The following is a 16,600-nucleotide window of genomic DNA, read 5'->3' as shown; positions in this document are numbered from 1 at the left end:
GTTGAGAAAGCCCCGAGATCTGCCCACTCAGGCCTTTCGAGGGCCCGAGAGCCCCGAGTGTGCAGATCTCGGAGCAGTCAGCCGGTGGCGAGGCGGGCGGCGCGCTCGGCGACGTCGCGCCGCAGCGCGTCGGCGTCCACCCGCGTCGAGCGGCCCTCCGCCACCACCTGGCTGCCGCCCACCCACACGTCGCGCACGTGCCGGCCGTCGGCCGACCAGAGCAGGTGCGCGAGCAGGTCGTCGGCGTCGCCGACGGGCTCGAAGACGAGGTCGCGGGTGTCCACGTGCACGAGATCCGCGCGCCGCCCGGGCTCGAGCACCCCGAGGTCGGGGCGGCCCAGCGCGTCGGCGGCCGCGCCGGTGACCATCCAGAATGCCTCGGCGGCGGTCAGCGCGGTGGCCGACCGTTCGCGCAGCCGCGCCATGCCGGCGGCCAGGCGCAGGTCGGCCAGCAGGTCGAGGGAGTCGTTGGACGCCGGGCCGTCGGTGCCCAGGCCCACCCGGAAGCCGCGGTCGAGCATGTCCCGCACGCGCGCGACGCCGCTGGCCAGCTTGGCGTTGCTCGCCGGGCAGTGCGCCACGGCGACGTCGTACTCCCGCCAGAGGTCCAGGTCGCCGTCGTCCATGTGCACGCAGTGCGCGGCCAGCACCCGCCCGCCCAGGACGTCGTGGGCGGCCAGCAGCGCGGGCACCGAGAGGCCGTGGGTGGCGAGCAGGTCGTCGCCCTCGGTCGCGGTCTCGGCAACGTGCAGGTGCAGCAGCAGGCCGTGCTCCCGGGCCGCGGCGGCCGCGTCGCGCAGCACGGGCAGCGACACGGTGTAGGCCGCGTGCGGGCCCAGGCCGTACTCGACCGTGCCGTCGTCGGGCGCACCGGCGGCCAGCGCGACGGCGGCGCGCAGCTGCTCCTCCATCGGCGGCATGCCCGGCAGCGGGAGCAGCGGGGTGGCGATGACGGCGCGGGCACCGGTGACGCCGACGGCGGCCGCGATCCGCTCCGGCTGGAAGTACATCTCGACGCTGGTGGTGATGCCGTTGCCGAGCATCTCCGCCGACGCCGCGGTCATCGCGACCTCGACGTCGTCGGCGGTGAGGCGGGCCTCCCGCGGCCACATGACCTCCTGCAGCCAGCGGTCCAGCGGCAGCCCCTCCCCCTGCCCGCGGAACAGCACCATCGGCGCGTGCGAGTGGGCGTTGACCAGGCCGGGCGTGAGGATGCCGGGCAGCGCGACCACCTCGGCGTCGGCCTGCGGCGGAGCATCGGCGGCGGGGCCGACCCACTCGATCGACCCGTCCAGGACGTCGACGGCGGCATCGGGGACGACGGTGCCGGCGCGGTCCCCGACCACGGCGGCCCGGGCGGTGAAACGCTGGCGCATACCTGGCGACGCTAGCCGCGCCGACCGTCGGCGTCGCGGCAGCGCACCGGGATCGGCCGATACCGTGGAGCCATGGACCTCCTCGCCGCCGCTGCCTCCGACCAGGGCGGGATCACCGGATTCCTGCTGGATCTGGTGAACTCCCTGGGCCCGGTGGGCGTGGGCCTGGCCATCCTGGCCGAGACGGTGATCCCGCCCATCCCGAGCGAGGCGGTCCTGACCCTGGCGGGCGTGCTCATCAACGACGGCGAGATGAACATCGTCCCGGTCGTCCTGTTCGCCACCCTCGGCTCGGTGCTGGGCGCCATCTTCTTCTACTACGTGGGCCTCGCCCTGGGCCCGCGGCGCTCGCACGCCTTCCTCGACCGGCTCCCGCTCGTGGAGACCGAGGACGTCGACAAGACCTTCGCCTGGTTCGAGCGGCACGGGCGCTCGGCGGTGTTCCTCGGCCGCATGGTGCCGATCGTGCGCAGCTTCATCTCGGTGCCCGCCGGCGTGGTGCGGATGCCGATCGGGCAGTTCCTGCTGTTCACCACCGCGGGCAGCCTGATCTGGAACAGCGTGCTCATCGGGCTGGGCGTGGCCGCCGGCGACTTCGTGCGCGACAACCTGCACTACCTGGACTACGCGGTCGTGATCGCCGTCGTCGCGTTCGTGGCCTGGTTCCTCTACAAGAAGCTCAGCGGCCGCCTGCGCCGTCCCCCGTCGGCCGGCGCCTACCTGCCGGCCGACGAGCGCGACGAGGCATGACCCGCCGGCGCCCCGCGGTCGTCGCGTTCGACGTGAACGAGACGCTGCTGGACCTGGCGCCCGTGCGCGCCGCGCTGGTGGCGGCCGGGCAGCCGGAGTCGATGCTGCGCGCGGTCTTCGCCCGCACCCTGCTCACCGGCTTCGCCGCCACCGTCACCGGCAGCTGGTGCTCCTTCCGGGACGCCTTCGACGCCGCACTCGCCCAGGAGAGCCCGCTGCCGGCGGACGACCGCGCCGGTGTGCTCGACGCGTTCGCCGAGCTCGCGCCGCACCCCGACGTCGAGCCGGCGCTGCGGCGGCTCACCGAGGCGGGCGTGCGCGTGGTGACGCTGTCCCACGGCTCACCCGGGGTGGCCGAAGCGGGGCTGCAGCGCGGCGGGATCGCGCCGCTGGTCGCGACGACGCTGAGCAGCGAGACGATCCGCGCCTGGAAGCCCGCCCGCGAGACCTACCTGTGGGCCGCGGGCCGGTGCGGCGTGGCGCCCGACCGCCTGGCGCTGGTCGCCGCGCACGGGTGGGACGTGCTCGGCGCGCAGCGGGCCGGGCTGACCGGCGCGTGGTTCCCGCGCAGCGAGCGGGTGTACCCGGCGGTCTACGAGGCGCCGCACGTGCAGGCCGACGACCTGGCCGGCGTCGTCGAGGGGCTCCTGGCCCTGCCCGCATGAGCGAACTGGTCGACACCCCGCACGGTCCCGCCCGGGTGGTCAGCACCGGCGACGGCAGCGCGGGCACGCTCGTGCTCGGTCACGGAGCGGGCGGCGGCGCGGACGGCCCGGACCTGGTGGCGCTGACCGCGGAGGCGGCGGACGCCGGCTGGCTGGTGCACCGGGTCGACCAGCCCTGGCGCGTGGCGGGCAAGCGGATCGCACCCGCGCCGCCGCGGCTGGACGAGGCGTGGGGTGCGGTGCTGGACCGGCTGCGGCTGACCGACCGGCTGCCCGGCCGGCTGGTGCTCGGCGGCCGGAGCGCGGGCGCCCGCGTCGCCTGCCGGACGTCGGCGGCCGAGGGCGCGGCCGGGGTGCTGGCGCTGGCGTTCCCGCTGCACCCGCCGGGGCGGCCGGAGAAGACGCGCGCGGCGGAGCTGACCGGCGTGGCGGTGCCGATCGTCGTCGTGCAGGGCGAGACCGACGCCTTCGGCCGGCCCGAGGACGTCGCCGCCGTGCTCGCCGGCTCCGGGCAGGCCTCGGTCTACGCGGTGCCGGGCGACCACTCGCTGAAGAAGAACCCCGGGCTCGCCGCGGCGGCGGCGCTGTCCTGGCTCACCGAGGCCCTGCCCGCCTGACGGCGCGCCGGTCGCGAACCATGCGCACTCGGGGCCATCAGCCGCTGATGACCACGAGTTCGCATGGCTCGCGGGTACGCCGGTCCGGTCAGCGGCGGCGACGCCGACGGCGGAGGAGCAGCACCACCGCGACGACCGCGGCCGCGGCGCCGACGGCGGGCGCGTACCGGCCCGGCCCGCCCGCGGATACCTCGAGCAGGTCGATCGGCTCCGGGCGCGCAGGCGCGCCACCCGGGGCGGACGGCGCGGTCGGCGCGGGGCCCGCCGGCGGGACGCTGCGCGCCGGGGCGCCGGTGGCCGGGCGGGCCGGGGGAGCGGACGGGCCCGTCGGCGGACCGCTGGGCCGGCGGGCACCGCCGGACACCGGGGCGGCATCCGCGGGCACGGCGGTCTCGGCGGGCAGCGGCGCCCCGGGCGGCGCGGCCTCGGAGGGAGCCGCCTTGGTCGGAGCTGCCTTGGCCGGAGCCGCCTTCGCGGGGGCCGCCTTCGCAGCAGCCTTGGTGGCCGCGCGCTTCTCGGCCGCCGTGGCCGGCGCCGCCTTGGCCGGCGACGCCTTGGCCGCCGTCGTCTTCGCCGCCGCCTTCTTCGCGGGGACAGCCTTCTCCGTCGCCGCGGTGGCCTTCTTCGCGGGCGCGGACTTCTTCGCCGGCGCGGCAGCCGGCTCGGTCACCTTCTCGGTCGCGCTGGCCGCAGCCTTCTTGGTCGCGGCGGCCGCCTTCTTCACGGTCTTCGCGGCAGCGCCCGTCCCGGGCACCTGCTCGACCGAGGCGGCGATCTCCTCGACCACGCCGGTGGCCGTCGCAGCCGCCGCGGCGGCCGGGCCGGGGGCGGGAACCGGGGCCGGGGCGCCCAGCTGGGCGGCGAGCTTCTCGGCGAACTGCGCGAGCATCTTGTCGGCGACGTCGGTCATCACGCCGCGGCCGAACTGCGTGGGCCGCCCGGTGATGGTCAGGTCGGTGACGACGTCGACGCGCGTCGCGCCGCCGTCGGCCACCAGGGTCGCCGTGATGACGGCCGCCGCCGTCCCGTTGCCGCGCTGGTCCTTACCGCGGGCGTCGATGACGGCGCGGTGCGCGGCGTCGTCCCGCTCCGTGAGGGTGGCCGTGCCCTGGTAGGTGAGGTTGATCGGCCCCAGCTTGACCTTGATCGAGCCGGTGCACCGGTCGCCGTCGGCGGAGTCGAGCCGGGCCCCCGGCATGCACGGCACCGACCGCTCGGCGTCGAGCAGCACCCGCCACGCCTCGTCGACGGGCACGGGCACGTGGAACGAGTTCTCCAGTTGCACGGCTGGACCCTCCTGAAGGTGCGTCCCGCCGGCTCCCGCACGTGCCCCGGTTGGGACGGACGAGTACGGACCGGCGGCGTCCCGACGCTACCGCCCGGCAGGCTCCCCCACCTGTGCGGCGCGGGCGTCCTGAGCCGCGTGGGACGGGTGTTCCGGGCGCGCCTCCGGGAGCCGCAGCTCGCGCCGCCGCAGGACGGCCGAGGCGGTCAGGGCGACCAGCCCGGCCGCCGCCAGGCCCGCGCCCAGCAGCCCGGGCGAGGTGTAGCCGTAGCCCGCGGCGATGACCAGCCCGCCCGCCCACGCGCCCAGGGCGTTGGCCGCGTTGAGCGCCGAATGGTTGAGCGCCGCGCCGAGCATCTGCGCCTCGCCGGCGACCTCCATGAGCCGCATCTGCAGGCACACCACGAGCGTCGAGGCGCCGGCGCCCACCAGGAAGATCGCCACGACGACGGTGACCGGCGTGCGGGCGGCCAGCGGGATGAGCGCGAGCAGCACTCCCGTGGCGATGTTCGCGCCCACCAGCGACCGGAACAGCGCCAGGTCGGCCAGGCGCCCGCCGAGCGCCGTCCCCACCACGCCGCCGAGCCCGAACGCGAGCAGCACCAGCGGGATCGAGTCCCGCGACATGCCGGTCACGTCGGTGACCAGCGGCGCGACGTAGCTGTAGACGGCGAACATGCCCCCGAAGCCGACGACACCCACGAGCAGGGTGAGCACCACCTGCGGGCGGCGCAGCGCGCCGAGCTCGGTGCGCACGGTCGCGTCGGGGTCGCCCGGGGACGCCGGGACAGCGGTGGCGACGGCGGCGATGGTCAGCGCGGCGATGACCACCACGGCCCAGTAGGCGCTGCGCCACCCCAGCTGCTGCCCCAGCCAGGTGGCCGCCGGCACCCCCGCCACGTTGGCGACGGCGAGGCCCAGCATCACCGAGCTGACCGCGCGCCCGCGCAGGTGCGGCGCCACGAGGGAGGCCGCGACCAGCGACGCCACGCCGAAGTAGGCCCCGTGCGGCAGCCCGGCGACGAAGCGGGCCGCCAGCAGCGAGCCGTAGCCGGGCGCGAGCGCGGTCAGGGCGTTGCCGACCAGGAACGCGACCATGAGCCCGATCAGCAGCCCGCGGCGGGGGAGCCGGGTCCCGAGCGCGGCGATCACCGGAGCGCCGACGACGACGCCCAGCGCGTACAGCGAGATGACGTGCCCGGCCGTGGGGATGTCGATGCCGACGCCCTCGGCCACTTCGGGCAGCAGCCCCATGGTCACGAACTCCGTCGTGCCGATCGCGAAGCCGCCCAGCGCGAGGGCGACGACCGCGGCGGCCAGCCGGCCGCGGGAGAGCTCGGAGGGGGCGCTCATGCGGCGGGCACCGCCGCGTCCTCGTCCACGACCAGCTGCCAGGGGCGCACCACGAGCAGGAGGATCGCGAGCGCCAGCCCGAGGGCGGTGACGACGACGGTGCCGATGGCCGCCGCGTCGTCGCCGAGCAGCCCGACGACGGGCGACACCAGCGCACCGACCCCGAACTGGACGGCGCCGAGCAGCGCCGCGGCCGTGCCGGCGGCGTCGCCGTGGCGGGACAGCGCGAGCGCGGGGGCGTTGGGCAGGGCCAGCCCGCAGGCGGCCAGCACCGCCCACAGGCTCAGCGCCACGCCCCACAGGCCGCCGGTGGTGGTCACCGCCAGCGCCACGAGCACCGCACCCGCGACCGCCCCGGCCGCCGTGCCGCTGACCAGCACCTGGGCCGGCGACCAGCGGCGGAGCAGGACAGGGTTGAGCTGGGTGGCGGCGATTAGCCAGAACGCGCCGGCGCCGAAGAGCAGGCCGAACTGCTGCTCGTCGAGGCCGAACTCGCCCTGGTAGACGAACGCCGACCCCGCCACGTAGCTGAACAGCCCGGCCATGGTCAGCCCGGCGACGAGCACCAGCCCGACGTAGGCACGGTCGCGCAGCAGCCCGCGGTAGCCGCGCAGCGTCCCGGCGATCCCGCTGGACCGGCGGCGCTCCGGGGGCAGCGTCTCGGGGAGCAGGCGCGCGCCCACCGCCACCATGACGACGCCGTACACCGCCAGCAGGACGAAGATCCCCCGCCACGAGGTCCAGCGGAGCATCTCCCCGCCGATCGTGGGCGCCAGCACGGGTGCAGCACCGAGCACGAGGAACAGCCGCGACAGCATGGTGGCGGCGGCCCGGCCGTCGTACAGGTCGCGCACGATGGCGATGGCCACGACCGCGCCGGCCGCCGTCCCGACGCCCTGCAGCACGCGGAGCGCGCCCAGGACGGCCAGGTTCGGGGCGATGACGACCAGCAGGGACGCCAGCACGTGCAGCGCGGTGCCCGCCAGCAGGGGCCGCGTGCGGCCGAGCGCGTCGGACAGCGGCCCGAGGACGAGCTGCCCCAGGGCCAGGCCGATCAGGGTGCCGGTGAGCGTGAGCTGGACGGCGGCCGACGTCGTCTCCAGCTCGCGCTCGATGGTCGGGAGCGCCGGCAGGTACATGTCGATGGTCAGCGGCCCGATGGCGACGAAGGCGCCCAGGACCAGCGCGGTGCGGGCGGGAGAGGGCGCGGGCACCGCGGGAGCCGCGGTCGGCCGTTCGTGCAGGGTGGTCACGGGGGTCCTCCGGAGGAGCGGGACGGAGCGGGGACCCACGCTGGCCGGACCGCAGTACGAAGGGCGACAAGCGCGGGTGGCTCCGGGTCATTCCGGACGGGCGGAGACACGCCGGGAGTTCACGCAGGTGTCACGGAGGCGGCGGCCGGGTGGGCAGCAGCGCCCGCGCCGAGTGGGCCCGGACGGCGCCGGCCCACAGCCCCGCGCCGTAGGCGAGGTCGTCCAGCCGCCGTGCGGCGAGGAGACGGACCGGTCCGGTCCGCGACCGGTGCGGCAGCCACGCCAGCAGCCCCTCGACGACGGCGAGGCCGAGGAGCCGGCGCCGGGCCCGGCGCGAGACCAGGGCGGCCGCGAGGCTCACCGGCCAGTGGTGCCGGGTGGCCGCCCGGGACAGCGCCCGCGCCGCGGCGCCGCTGCTCCGCGCGGTCAGCACGGCGGCCAGGGCCAGCGGCGGGCGCTCCCCCGGCCGGGCCAGCCGCCGGGCCAGCCGCACCGCCCGGGTGGCGAGCACCCCCGCGGCGGCCGCCCGTCCGGCCCGTCCCCCGGCTCCCGCGAGCGCCGCGGCGGCCGCCAGCTCCGGCGCGATGACCAGCGGCGAGACCAGCGCTCCGTGCCGCTCGGCCAGCAGGGCGGCGCCGGTGCCGTAGTAAGCGCGCCGGCGGACCCACTCCCCGACCCGCGTCGGGTTGTCGTGGGCCACCTCGGCGGCCGGTTCCAGGCGCACCCGCCAGCCGGCCGCCGCCAGCCGCCACACCAGGTCGACGTCCTCGGCCACGCGCAGCGCCTCGTCGAACCCCTCCCCCAGGGCCGACCGGCGGCACAGCAGCGCGGCGCTGGGCACGTAGGAGACCGCCGAGAGCTGCCGGACCGGTGCCGGGCGCGCACCCATGTCCAGCGCGCCCGCGATCGCCTCCTGCTCGTGCAGCCAGCCCCGGCCCGGCAGCCCGACGATCCGGGGAGCGACGGCGGCCAGCCGCGGATCGGCCAGGTGCGCGCGGAGGACCGGCAGCCAGCCGGGGCGCGGCACGCAGTCGGAGTCGAGGAAGGCCACGAACGGCGTTCGGACTTTGCGCAGCCCGGCGTTGCGCGCCGCCGCGGGGCCGCGGGCGGTCCCGTGCCGGACGACGACGGCGCCGTCAGCCCGCACGGGCGACGCCGACCCGTCGTCCACCACCACGACCGGCAGCCCGGCCGTGGCCGGATCGGCGCGCAGGGCCGCGAGCAGGCGGGCCAGTGCGACCGGCCGGTCCTTGACGGGCACGACCACGGTCACGTCGGTGGCGCCGGCCGCGGGCGGGAGGTCGGGGTGGGCCAGCCCGGCGTCCAGCAGGTGCGCGGCGAGCGTGGCGGTCGCCGCGTCCCGGACGACGAGCCGCTCCCCCGCCAGCAGCGTCCGGGCCCGCGGGGTCAGGCGCAGCAGCCGCAGCGGCGAGCCGCCGAGCAGCGTCGACCCGCCGTCCCGGCACCGCACCCGTGGGTCCAGGCGCACGCCGAACCCGTCCGGCAGCCGGTCCGCGGGCGCGGCGGGGACGGGTGCGTGCACCGCAGGAGTCTCCCCCGGGACGGTGCCGGCGAGACGGGGCGGTGCGCTGGCCGCGCACCCGCTGTGCTTAGGTGAGCCTTACCTGATCGTCCGAAGGAGTTCGTCATGCCCGCCCGTCCCCTGCTCCGCGGCGCCGCCCTGCTGGCCGCCGCCGCTCTCGTCGTCACCGGCTGCGGTTCCGACGACGACACCGACACGACCTCCGGCGGTGAGGCGGGCAGCAGCTCCTCGGGCGCCTTCCCCGTCACCGTGACCACCGCCTTCGGCGACGTGGAGATCGAGGAGGAGCCGACCCGGGTGGTGGCCCTGGGCTGGGGCGACGCCGAGACGGCGCTGGCCCTGGGCGTGCAGCCGGTGGGCGCCAGCGACTGGCTGGCGTTCGGCGGCGAGGGCGTCGGCCCGTGGTCGGAGGGCCTGTACGACGAGGCCCCCGAGATCATCGAGACGACCGAGCCCAGCTACGAGGCGATCGCCGCCCTGGAGCCCGATCTGATCCTGGACACCAAGTCCGACGGCACGCAGGAGCGCTACGACCAGCTCAGCCGGATCGCCCCCACCGTCGGCCAGCCGACGGGTGTCGGCGCCTTCCAGACCACCTACGACCAGCAGCTGGAGCTGGTCGGCCAGGCGCTGGGCCGGACCGACGAGGCCGACGAGCTCGCCGCCGAGGTGACCGAGGCGTTCGAGACCGCCGCCGCGGAGAACCCGGCGTTCGAGGGCACCGAGGTCGCCGTCGCCGCCTTCCTCTCGACCGGGTACAGCGCCTACGTGCAGGGCGACACCCGCGTCGACTTCATGGAGGAGCTCGGCTTCATCAACAAGCCGGCCATCCAGGAGCTGGCCACCGACAGCTTCTACATCCCGGTGAGCGAGGAGCAGGTGTCCCTTCTGGACGCCGACCTGACCGTCGCGTTCCCGATCTACGTCGAGGCCGCGGAGTACACGTCCAACCCGCTGTGGCAGGCCCTGCCCTCGGTGCAGGAGGGCCGCGCGGTCGTGCTGGAGGACGAGGCACTCGCCAGCGCCTTCTCCATCGGGACGGCGCCGAGCATCCAGTACGCGCTGGAGAACGCCGTTCCGCTGTTCGCCGAGGCGCTCGCCTGAGCGTCGCCGCCTGACCGCACGGGCCCCGCCGGACCGCTCCTCAGCCGAGCCGTCCGGCGGGGTCCACCCGCCACTCCGTCACCGCCGCGACCAGCCGCCTCGTGATCGCGGCCAGCAGCTCCGCCCCCTCGGCCGCCGACGCGCCGGCGGGGTCGCCCAGCACCCCGGTGGGGCTCACCGCCCGCACCCCCTCGGCCCGCAGCCGGGGCAGCATCACCGCCATCGGCGCGGTCTCCCCCGCCACCGCGTCCGCCGCACGCACCTCACCGGGTTCCACGTGCAACATCAGTGACGTCTCCGTCCGCCCCGCGTGCGCGTCACCGCCGGGTGCGCCGCAGGCGAACCAGGCCACGTCCCGCCCCTCCGCGCGCAGCAGCGGCACCGCCGTCCGCAGCGCTTCCAGGTTGCCGCCGTGGCCGTTGACCACCAGCACGCGCCCCGCCCACCGGCCGGCCGACCGCCCGAGCTCGACCAGCACGGTGGTCAGCGCCTCGGTGCCGATCGAGACCGTGCCGGGGAAGCCCTCGTGCTCGCCGCTGGCGCCGTACGGCAGCGCGGGCGCGAGCAGGGCGCCGTCCAGGTCCGGGAGGGCCGCGCGCGCGACGGCCGCGGCGACGGCGGTGTCCGTGCCCATCGGGAGGTGGTGCCCGTGCTGCTCCACCGAGCCGAGCGGGACGACCAGCAGCGCCGCCTCGGGCACGCGCGGCCACACCGCGCCGGCGAGCTCGGGCACGCGGGCAGCCTAGGGGGCGGGGAGCCGCGACCTCAGGCGGCCGGGGACGGCTCGTCGTGGACGAGCACGTCCTCCTCCAGCTCCTCGGCGAGCCCGGTGAAGAGCCCGCAGATCCGCTCCAGCTGCTCGGCGGTCCGCCGGACGTCGTCGGCGTCGGCGACCTCGCCGGCGAGCGCACGTTCCTCCAGCGACCGGAGGGCCGTGGCCAGGGCGTCCGCACCCAGCGTCGCGGCACCCCCGGCGAGCCGGTGCGCGGCCAGGGCGAGCGCCTCGGCGTCCCCGGTGGCGACCGCCCGCTCGACGGCGGCCATGCCGATCGGCGCGCTCGCCACGTAGGTGCGCAGGAGCGTGGCGGTGAGCGCCCGCTCGGCGTCCTCCTCCACGCCGGCGACGTCGCCGAGCCGGCGGCGGACGACGTCCTCCAGCTCCTCGGTGCCCGTCCCCGCGGCCTCGTCGATCGCCCGGGCGAGGTCGGCCAGGCTGCACGGCTTGGCCAGGTAGCCGGCCCCGAGGGAGCGGCCGGCCACGACGTCACCGGGCAGGGCGCGGCCGCTCAGGAAGATGACCGGGACGTCGGCGCTGCTGGGGTGCTCCCGCAGCGCGGTGGCCAGGCCCAGGCCGCTCCCACCCGGCATGAACATGTCGGTGAGGACGACGTCGGGCTCGAAGCTCCCGTCCAGCACGGCCGTCGCCTCGTCGGCGGAGGCGGCCGCGCGGATCCGGTAGCCGGCCCAGGACAGCCGCCGCTCGAGCATGAGCCGGGTGGCGTCCTCGTCCTCGACCACGAGCACCTTCACCACGCTGCATCTCCCTGCTCCCGGCGGACCCGACGTCCTCCTCCCTCTTCGGCAGCTCGGCCGCGGGACTTCAGCGCACCGAGGGCAGGCACACTCGGAGGTGTGGCTCCCCGACGCTGCCCCTGCGGAACGGGGCTGCCCTACGACCAGTGCTGCGGCCCCCTGCACGCCGGCGACACCCCCGCCGCCACCGCCGAGCAGCTGATGCGCTCGCGGTACAGCGCCTTCGTCGTCGGCGACCCGGCCTACCTGCTGGCCACGTGGCACCCGAGCACCCGGCCGCCGGCGCTGGAGCTGGACCCCGGCGTCCGCTGGCTGGGGCTCGACGTGCTGCGCACCGAGGGCGGCGGCCTGCTCGCCGCCGAGGGCACGGTCGAGTTCACCGCGCACCGGATCGCGGGCGGGGAACGCGGCGAGCAGCACGAGGTCAGCCGGTTCGTCCGCGAGGACGGCGCCTGGCGCTACCTGGACGCCGAGTAGCCCCGCCTCACCCGACGGCGACCGCGGCCGGCACGGGCGCCTCGTCCCGCGCGCGGGCCGGCAGCCAGGCGGCCACCGAGAGCGCCCCGACGACGCAGGCGCCGGCGCACACCCAGGAGCCGGCCGAGAGCCCGTCGACGAACGCCTGGCGCACGGTGTCCGCCGCGCCCGGGTCGGGCGACTGCGCGGCGACGGCCAGTCCGGCGACGACCGAGTCGGCCGCGAGGTCGCGGGCCTCCGCGGGCGCGCCGGCCAGGGCGTCCCGGACGGTGCCGGCGTAGACCGTGCTCAGCACCGATCCCACCACCGCGACGCCGAGCGTGCCCCCGACCTCGCGCACCGTGTCGTTGACCGCCGATCCCGCGCCCGCCTGGTCGGCGCGCAGCGCACCCATCACGGCCTCGGTCGCCGGGCTGGTCACCAGGCCCAGGCCGGCGGCCATCAGGACCATCGAGACCACGATGCGGCCCCAGTAGGCCGAGTCCACGGCCGCGCCGGCCGCCGTGACGAAGCCCAGCGCCATCACCAGCAGGCCGGCCGCCACGACGCGCTTCGTGCCGAACCTGTGCATCGCCATGATCGCCAGCGGTGCGGTGGCGCCGATGACCAGCGCGAAGGGCAGCGTCCGCAGGCCGGCAGCGAGCGGGCCGTACCCGAGGACCGCCTGGAAGTACTGGGTGATCAGGAAGATGAAGCCGAAGAGCGCGAAGAAGGCCAGCGCGATCGCACCGCTCCCCGCCGACACCCGCGCGTCGGTGAACAGCCGGACGTCGAGCAGCGGCTCGGGACGGCGCAGCTCCCAGACCACGAACCCGGCCAGGGCCAGCACCGCACCGGCGTAGCCGGCCACGGTGACCGCCGACGTCCAGCCGTGCCCGGGCGCCTCGATCGTCGTCCAGACGAGCAGCCCGATCCCGGTCACCGAGGCGAGCGCCCCGAGCGCGTCGAAGCGGGACGGCGCCCGCTCGCGCGACTCGCGCAGGACCAGCTGCCCGGCCACCAGCGCCACGACCACCAGCGGCAGCTTGGCCAGGAACACCGAGCCCCAGGCGAAGTGCTCGAGCAGCCATCCGCCGGTCACCGGCCCGATCGCGACCGACAGCCCGGTGACCGCCGACCAGACCCCGATCGCCGTGGCGCGCTCGCGCGCCCCGGGGAAGGCGGTGAGGAGCAGCGCGAGCGTCGCCGGGAAGATCAGCGCGGCGCCCGCCCCCATAAGCGCCCGCGCCGTGACGAGCTCGGCCGTGGTGCCGGCGGTCGCGGCGAGCAGCGAGGTGAGGCCGTACCGCGCCAGGCCGAGCTGCAGCATGCGCCGCCGGCCGTAGCGGTCGCCGAGGTACCCGCCCACGAGCAGGAGGGCGGCGAACACGAGCGTGTAGCCGTCGACCATCCACTGCAGCCCGCTGGTGTCCGCCGAGAGCTCCGCGGCCACCGTCGGGAGCGCGACGTTGACGATCGTGTTGTCGATGCCGACCAGGAGGACCGACACGCACAGGACGGCCAGCACCCGCCACGGGCGGGGCTGCGGAACGGGGTTCGACTGGTCCATGGCGGCCTCCGTAGTAGAACGATGTGCCATAGCAGTAGGACAACGTTCTACAGTTGGGCAAGAGGGAGGATGGACGCATGGCCGAACCCACCCAGCGCACGCCCAGCCGCGACCTCGAGGCGGCCCTCGTCGACGCCGCCGAGCGGGTGCTGGTCCGCGACGGGCTGCGCGGGCTGACCGTGCGCGCCGTCGCCACCGAGGCCGGCGTCGCACCCATGGGCGTCTACAACCGGTTCGGCAGCAAGACCGGGCTCGTCGCCGCCGTCCTCGTCCGCGGCTTCGACGGCCTGGCCGCCGGCATCCGCACGCGGGAGGACGCCGACCCGGCCGAGCGGCTGCGCGAGTGCGGCCGCAGCTACCGCCGCTTCGCGCTCGCCCACCCCCAGCACTACGAGGCGATGTTCGGCAGCGGCGCCAGCTCCGCCGACCGCGCAGCCGCCTTCAGCGACGAGCTCAAGGGCCACGCCACCGCGGCCTTCGGCGTGCTCGTCGACGAGGTCTCCCGCGCCATGGACGCCGGCGTGCTGCGCCGCGACGACCCGCGGGAGGCCGCCCAGGTCATCTGGTCGGCGGTGCACGGCGCCGTCGCCCTCGAACTGGCCGGCGTGGCGCAGGTGGACGATCCCGACGCCTCCTACGAGCGCCTGCTCGGAGCGCTGGTCGACGGCCTCGGCTGACGCCTCCTGCGTGTGTGGTGCGAGCGCGGCCGGGGCACGGGGTCCGGGAACGGTTGTGCACGACGAGAGGACGACGCCATGAGCGCAGAGGACACCCGCAAGGTCGCCGAGCTGCTGAAGGACCAGCGGTTCGGCTTCCTCACCACGACCACGCCCGAGGGGAAGCTCACCAGCCGCCCCATGACGCTGCAGGAGGTCGAGTTCGACGGCGACCTGTGGTTCTTCGCCGAGCGCGGCTCCCACCCCGTGCAGCACGTCCAGGCCTCGCCCCAGGTCAACGTGGGCGTCGGCTCCGGCGGCACCTGGGTCTCCCTCACCGGCTCCGCCTCCGTCGTCGACGACGTGGCGAAGAAGAAGGAGCTGTGGAACAGCGGCGTCGAGGCCTGGTTCCCCCAGGGCCCGGAGGACCCGTCGATCGTGCTGCTGCGCGTCGAGGGCGACTCCGCCGAGTACTGGGACAGCCCCGGCGGCCGGCTGGCGACCGCGTTCAGCTTCGTGAAGGCGAAGGCGACGGGGCAGCGGATCGAGGGCGGCGAGAACGAGAAGGTCGAGCTCTGACCCCCGCGCCGTTGACCTAGGCGCGCACCGGCACGCCGGCCGCGAGGGCTGCACCCGCGCGGTCGGCGGGCTTCGGGCGGGCGAACAGGTAGCCCTGGGCCGATCCGCAGTCCAGGTCCGCGAGCGTGCGGCGCTGGTCCTCGGTCTCCACGCCCTCGGCGACGATGTCCAGGCCCAACGTGCGGGCCAGCTCGACGATCGAGGTGATCAGCGTGACCGCCGAGCGGCCCCGCGGCAGGTCGGTGACGAAGCTGCGGTCGATCTTGATGATGTCCGCCGGCAGGTGCCGCAGATAGGACAGCCCCGAGAAGCCGGTGCCGAAGTCGTCGATGGCGATGCGGACGCCGAGGGCACGCAGCGACTCCAGCTGCGCCACGACCGCGTCGCCGTCCCGGACCAGCACGCCCTCGGTGACCTCCAGGGTGAGCTGCTCGGCGGGGAAGCCCGACTCCGCCAGGGCGGCGGCCACGAGCTCGGTGACGTTCCCGCCGTCGTGGAACTGGCGGGGGGAGAGGTTCACGGCCATGCGCAGCGGCATCCCGGTCTCCGCCGTCCAGACCGCGCCCTGGCGCAGCGCCTCGCGCAGCACCCAGGCGCCGATGGCGACGATGTCGCCGGTCTCCTCGGCGAGCGGGATGAACTCGGCCGGCGGGATGAGCCCGCGCTCGGGGTGGTTCCAGCGCACGAGCGCCTCGAAGCCGGTCGTGCGGCCGTCGGTGAGGCGCACCGTGGGCTGGTAGTGCACCTCGAGCTCGCCGTTCGCGGCGGCGCCGCACACGTCCTGGGCGAGCGCGGCCCGGCGGCTGGCTGCCTCGGCCATGCCGTCGGCGTAGACGACGAGGCGGTTCTTGCCCTGCGCCTTGGCCAGGTACATCGCCAGGTCGGCGTTGCGCAGCAGCGCGTCGGCCGAGCCGCCGGTCAGGTCGGTGGAGGCGGCCACGCCGACGCTGCCGTGGATGACCAGGGTGCCGTCGGCCAGCGGCACGGGCAGCGAGAGGGCGATCAGGGCCCGCTCGCCGACGGCGCGGGCCACGTCGGTGCCGCCGCTCACCACGACGGCGAACTCGTCGCCACCGATCCGCGCCACCACGTCGCCCGGCCGGACGCAGCCGCGCAGCCGCTCGGCGAGCACGAGGAGCAGCTCGTCGCCGGAGGCGTGGCCGCGGCTGTCGTTGACGGCCTTGAAGTCGTCGAGGTCGATGAACAGCAGGCTCACCTCGTTGCCGCGGGTCAGCAGGCGGCGGGTGACCTCCTCGAGCAGCGTCCGGTCGGCCAGCCCGGTGAGCGGGTCGCTGAGCACCTGGTCCTCGTTGAGCCGCCACGAGGAGAGGTGGGCCAGGCTCGCCGCGAGCACGAAGGCGGCGTGGATGCCGGCCCACGCCCACGGGTTGCCCTCCCCGCCGTGCCCGAAGACGGCATGCGGCTGGAGCGTGCCGAACACGCCGTGGTGCAGGGCGACGACGACGACGACGATGCCGAAGGGCACCCAGTCCTGGTAGAGCGAGACGACGCCGATCATCACGAAGAAGCTGAAGTGCGACTCGGTGACCCCGCCCCACAGGTGCACGAGGGCGACCGAGGCGGCCATGAGGCTGCAGGTGGTGGCGGCGGCGTGCACGGCGCGGCTCAGCCCCGGGACCACCGCCACGACCAGCGGTCCGGCGACGGCGGCGAACACGGCGACGGCGGCCGGCTGCCCGTACCCCCACACCCAGGCCAGCAGGACCAGCCCCACGGCGCAGGCCAGCGCCAGCCGCACGATCGCGCGGTGCCGGCGCTCGAAGACGGCGTCGGGGAGCCGGCGGCCGGTGGGCAGCAGCTGGACGGTGCGGGTGCGGAGATCGGCGAGCACGACGTGGT

The 16,600-nt window shown here is 76.2% G+C and carries 16 protein-coding genes; 7 read left to right on the top strand and 9 right to left on the bottom strand.

Translation table 11 applies throughout. The annotated features are described in order from the left end of the window. Window positions 1–77 precede the first annotated feature (77 nt). The gene (locus tag DQ239_RS13550; protein ID WP_113834942.1) at window positions 78–1,376 is read right to left on the bottom strand and encodes an amidohydrolase family protein; all 1,299 of its coding nucleotides are present in this window, start codon (window positions 1,374–1,376) and stop codon (window positions 78–80) included. A gap of 72 nt (window positions 1,377–1,448) precedes the next feature. Between DQ239_RS13550 and DQ239_RS13545 the strand changes: the two genes are divergently transcribed. From DQ239_RS13545 to DQ239_RS13535, 3 genes are read left to right on the top strand one after another with little or no spacing between them, the layout of a single operon-like run. Next, window positions 1,449–2,126 carry a DedA family protein gene (locus tag DQ239_RS13545; protein ID WP_113834941.1) on the top strand — a complete coding sequence of 226 codons (678 nt, stop codon included), beginning with the start codon at window positions 1,449–1,451 and terminating at the stop codon, window positions 2,124–2,126. Beyond that, window positions 2,123–2,791 (top strand): HAD-IA family hydrolase, encoded by a 669-nt coding sequence (locus tag DQ239_RS13540; protein ID WP_113834940.1) that lies wholly within the window; start codon window positions 2,123–2,125, stop codon window positions 2,789–2,791. Before DQ239_RS13545 ends, DQ239_RS13540 begins: the two co-directional genes overlap by 4 nt. Further along, on the top strand, window positions 2,788–3,408 hold the full coding sequence (locus DQ239_RS13535; RefSeq protein WP_113834939.1) for an alpha/beta family hydrolase: 621 nt from the start codon (window positions 2,788–2,790) through the stop codon (window positions 3,406–3,408). Before DQ239_RS13540 ends, DQ239_RS13535 begins: the two co-directional genes overlap by 4 nt. An 88-nt stretch (window positions 3,409–3,496) precedes the next feature. Here the strand turns inward: DQ239_RS13535 and DQ239_RS13530 are convergent, their stop codons facing one another. The 4 genes from DQ239_RS13530 to mftF all read right to left on the bottom strand — a co-directional run bounded on the left by DQ239_RS13530 (window position 3,497) and on the right by mftF (window position 8,842). Then, window positions 3,497–4,693, bottom strand: coding sequence for an SRPBCC family protein (locus DQ239_RS13530; protein ID WP_113834938.1), 1,197 nt, complete (start codon window positions 4,691–4,693; stop codon window positions 3,497–3,499). A gap of 87 nt (window positions 4,694–4,780) precedes the next feature. Beyond that, complete coding sequence (locus tag DQ239_RS13525) at window positions 4,781–6,046, bottom strand: MFS transporter (RefSeq protein ID WP_113834937.1); 1,266 nt, start codon at window positions 6,044–6,046, stop codon at window positions 4,781–4,783. Then, window positions 6,043–7,299, bottom strand: a complete 1,257-nt coding sequence (locus DQ239_RS13520) for a multidrug effflux MFS transporter (protein WP_233489196.1) — start codon at window positions 7,297–7,299, stop codon at window positions 6,043–6,045. The genes DQ239_RS13525 and DQ239_RS13520 overlap by 4 nt, the downstream gene beginning before the upstream one ends. Before the next feature lie 130 nt (window positions 7,300–7,429). Then, window positions 7,430–8,842: a mycofactocin biosynthesis glycosyltransferase MftF gene (mftF, locus tag DQ239_RS13515; RefSeq protein ID WP_113834936.1), complete on the bottom strand. Its 1,413-nt coding sequence runs from the start codon at window positions 8,840–8,842 to the stop codon at window positions 7,430–7,432. Between the two features lie 105 nt (window positions 8,843–8,947). Between mftF and DQ239_RS13510 the strand changes: the two genes are divergently transcribed. After that, a complete protein-coding gene (locus tag DQ239_RS13510; RefSeq protein WP_113834935.1) occupies window positions 8,948–9,946 on the top strand; it encodes an iron-siderophore ABC transporter substrate-binding protein in 999 nt (332 codons plus the stop codon). Between the two features lie 40 nt (window positions 9,947–9,986). On the opposite strand, the gene mftE is transcribed toward DQ239_RS13510, so the two are convergent. Next, the gene (gene mftE, locus DQ239_RS13505; RefSeq protein ID WP_113834934.1) at window positions 9,987–10,679 is read right to left on the bottom strand and encodes a mycofactocin biosynthesis peptidyl-dipeptidase MftE; all 693 of its coding nucleotides are present in this window, start codon (window positions 10,677–10,679) and stop codon (window positions 9,987–9,989) included. Window positions 10,680–10,711: 32 nt separating this feature from the next. Next, window positions 10,712–11,479, bottom strand: a complete 768-nt coding sequence (locus DQ239_RS13500; protein ID WP_147252122.1) for a response regulator — start codon at window positions 11,477–11,479, stop codon at window positions 10,712–10,714. A gap of 99 nt (window positions 11,480–11,578) precedes the next feature. Between DQ239_RS13500 and DQ239_RS13495 the strand changes: the two genes are divergently transcribed. Beyond that, window positions 11,579–11,956: a YchJ family protein gene (locus DQ239_RS13495; protein WP_113834932.1), complete on the top strand. Its 378-nt coding sequence runs from the start codon at window positions 11,579–11,581 to the stop codon at window positions 11,954–11,956. Window positions 11,957–11,963: 7 nt separating this feature from the next. Here the strand turns inward: DQ239_RS13495 and DQ239_RS13490 are convergent, their stop codons facing one another. Next, window positions 11,964–13,505: a DHA2 family efflux MFS transporter permease subunit gene (locus DQ239_RS13490; protein WP_113834931.1), complete on the bottom strand. Its 1,542-nt coding sequence runs from the start codon at window positions 13,503–13,505 to the stop codon at window positions 11,964–11,966. A 77-nt stretch (window positions 13,506–13,582) separates the two neighbouring features. Here DQ239_RS13490 and DQ239_RS13485 point away from each other — a divergent pair, with 77 nt between their 5' ends. Beyond that, entirely contained in the window at window positions 13,583–14,182 is a 600-nt protein-coding gene (locus DQ239_RS13485) for a TetR/AcrR family transcriptional regulator (protein ID WP_113834930.1), read from the top strand. 78 nt (window positions 14,183–14,260) lie between these two features. Continuing rightward, the gene (locus DQ239_RS13480; protein WP_113834929.1) at window positions 14,261–14,740 is read left to right on the top strand and encodes a pyridoxamine 5'-phosphate oxidase family protein; all 480 of its coding nucleotides are present in this window, start codon (window positions 14,261–14,263) and stop codon (window positions 14,738–14,740) included. A 16-nt stretch (window positions 14,741–14,756) separates the two neighbouring features. On the opposite strand, the gene DQ239_RS13475 is transcribed toward DQ239_RS13480, so the two are convergent. After that, window positions 14,757–16,592 (bottom strand): bifunctional diguanylate cyclase/phosphodiesterase, encoded by a 1,836-nt coding sequence (locus DQ239_RS13475; protein ID WP_113834928.1) that lies wholly within the window; start codon window positions 16,590–16,592, stop codon window positions 14,757–14,759. Window positions 16,593–16,600 lie beyond the last annotated feature (8 nt).

Origin of the sequence: Blastococcus sp. TF02-09 (genome assembly GCF_003319105.1) — a bacterium.
Lineage (GTDB): Bacteria > Actinomycetota > Actinomycetes > Mycobacteriales > Geodermatophilaceae > Blastococcus.
Note: the sequence above shows the minus strand (reverse complement) of the source record. Positions and strands in the feature narration are given on the sequence as shown.

Bases quoted from the DNA above. Each gene is read 5' to 3' on its own strand.
- DQ239_RS13550 (WP_113834942.1), bottom strand. From the start codon at position 1,376: ATGCGCCAGCGTTTCACCGCCCGGGCCGCCGTGGTCGGGGACCGCGCC.
- DQ239_RS13545 (WP_113834941.1), top strand. From the start codon at position 1,449: ATGGACCTCCTCGCCGCCGCTGCCTCCGACCAGGGCGGGATCACCGGA.
- DQ239_RS13540 (WP_113834940.1), top strand. From the start codon at position 2,123: ATGACCCGCCGGCGCCCCGCGGTCGTCGCGTTCGACGTGAACGAGACG.
- DQ239_RS13535 (WP_113834939.1), top strand. From the start codon at position 2,788: ATGAGCGAACTGGTCGACACCCCGCACGGTCCCGCCCGGGTGGTCAGC.
- DQ239_RS13525 (WP_113834937.1), bottom strand. From the start codon at position 6,046: ATGAGCGCCCCCTCCGAGCTCTCCCGCGGCCGGCTGGCCGCCGCGGTC.
- DQ239_RS13510 (WP_113834935.1), top strand. From the start codon at position 8,948: ATGCCCGCCCGTCCCCTGCTCCGCGGCGCCGCCCTGCTGGCCGCCGCC.
- DQ239_RS13490 (WP_113834931.1), bottom strand. From the start codon at position 13,505: ATGGACCAGTCGAACCCCGTTCCGCAGCCCCGCCCGTGGCGGGTGCTG.
- DQ239_RS13485 (WP_113834930.1), top strand. From the start codon at position 13,583: ATGGCCGAACCCACCCAGCGCACGCCCAGCCGCGACCTCGAGGCGGCC.
- DQ239_RS13480 (WP_113834929.1), top strand. From the start codon at position 14,261: ATGAGCGCAGAGGACACCCGCAAGGTCGCCGAGCTGCTGAAGGACCAG.